We start from the raw sequence: 1,699 nt of genomic DNA, 5'->3' as shown, positions 1-1,699 counted from the left end.
GCACCGGATCATGCAACGCCCAGAAACCGACCGGGCGTGCAGAATAGGCGGCCTTAGGATTTGCTAGCGGTCTCAAGCCCCCGCTTCAACTCTCCTACGCACTTTTTGAGTTCCGGAGCGAGTCTCGGATCCGAAGTGTTTTTGCCTACAGCAGAGCCTGCCACTTCTGCAGTCCCCTGAACGGCATCTGTCGCTGTAGCTTCTGCAGGGAGCCTTTTCTGAACCTCGGTGAGGAATTGCTTCACCTCACCTTGATGATCCGCGATGTTGGTCGAAAGCCTCATGCACTCGTTGTAGTCACCAATCGTCGAGTAGCCCCCTATCATCATGCCGGCACTGATGAACAGATATGCCCCGTAGGCCATAACGCCTAAGCCCCCAACAACACCGCCACGAACTACAGCTTTATTCACTAGATCATCCTTACTAGATCAAGAGTTAGAATCCGCACAGCGCAACTGATACGAGGCCGGCGCATAGCCACAAAGCTGGCCACCCACAGCACTCTGCACGAGCTTCATCGCAGCTCTAAATTGCCGAGCCCCATCGTCATCGCAATCTCGCCCGCGAAGCTTGCACCTACGCGATTCGCGAACCGGTCAAAAGCATTTCCTCGCGGCGTGAAATCCACAATTTTCTCAGCGCCGACCACGTCGCGCGCGACGTAGTCAACGTCACCGAGCTTGTCGACCAAGCCGAGCCCCATTGCCTGATCTCCAGACCACACCAAGCCAGAAAAGAGCTCTGGGTGGTCCTTAGTCTTCAACCTATCGCCGCGGCCGTGCTCCACAGCCGCAATGAATTGCCTATGGGTCTGTTGCAGCACGCCCCGCCAGAACTCGGTCTCAGCGCGATTCTCAGGCTGGAACTGATCAAGGAAAGCCTTATGTTCGCCAGAGGTGTATGCGCGCCGTTCGACGCCCAACTTCTTCATCAGGTCGACATAGCCAAAGCTCGCTGCAGTTACCCCGATCGATCCAACCAGGCTGGCTTTGTCAGCGAAAATCTCATCCGCCGCGCTGGCGATGTAGTAAGCCCCCGAAGCTCCAAGATCTCCTATCACCGCATAAACCTTCACGTCTGGATGGAGGCTCCGCTGCCGCTTGATCTCGTCGTACACCCGTCCAGCCTGCACAGGGCTGCCGCCAGGACTGTTGATGTCCAGGATCACTGCCTTCGTCCGGGGTCCTTGAACGCAGCCGCTAAGCCGCGATTCACAATCGCAGCACCCGCGCGCTCGCCTTCGGCGATCGTTCCGCTGACCGCAACCTTCGCGGTAATTCCAGCGCTCTTTTCTCCCCACATTTCGGAGAGTGGCGGGCCGCCGGCGGTGTAAGCCGCTACCACCAAGCCGAGCGTGCAGAGCTGGAAGAAACTCTTCCAGCGGCGCGCGGCCCGTTGCTCGCGAATGCTTGCCTGAAGAACCCGCTCCAGGACCTCTAGCCCATTATCCAATCATCACCTCACTTGATCGCCGTCTGGTCAACGGCGGTACCAGGTTGCCCAAGGGAGAAAATCAGTTCCACCGAAGTGGGGTACATGTTCTCCCTCTGCTCTGCGCGCCCGGAACGGTGCCGCTCCTACAAACGGCTTGCTACTTCCCAACCAGGTGGCTGGAACGGCGCTTGTCACACCTGATGCGGGCACGCAGAACGAATTCTGAGAGAGCGCGAACTTGGGATCGGCTTTTTTCCGTCCA

General features: G+C 58.0%; 1 protein-coding gene and 1 pseudogene. Both read right to left on the bottom strand.

The window, feature by feature from the left end; all coding sequences use genetic code 11:
• Positions 1-53 precede the first annotated feature (53 nt).
• Positions 54-413 (bottom strand): hypothetical protein, encoded by a 360-nt coding sequence (locus FAS41_RS30655; RefSeq protein WP_138527020.1) that lies wholly within the window; start codon positions 411-413, stop codon positions 54-56.
• 104 nt (positions 414-517) lie between these two features.
• Positions 518-1,455 (bottom strand): annotated as a pseudogene (locus tag FAS41_RS30650) (S49 family peptidase).
• Positions 1,456-1,699 lie beyond the last annotated feature (244 nt).

The sequence above is a fragment of the Pseudomonas nicosulfuronedens genome (assembly GCF_005877905.1).
Lineage (GTDB): Bacteria > Pseudomonadota > Gammaproteobacteria > Pseudomonadales > Pseudomonadaceae > Pseudomonas > Pseudomonas nicosulfuronedens.
Note: the sequence above shows the minus strand (reverse complement) of the source record. Positions and strands in the feature narration are given on the sequence as shown.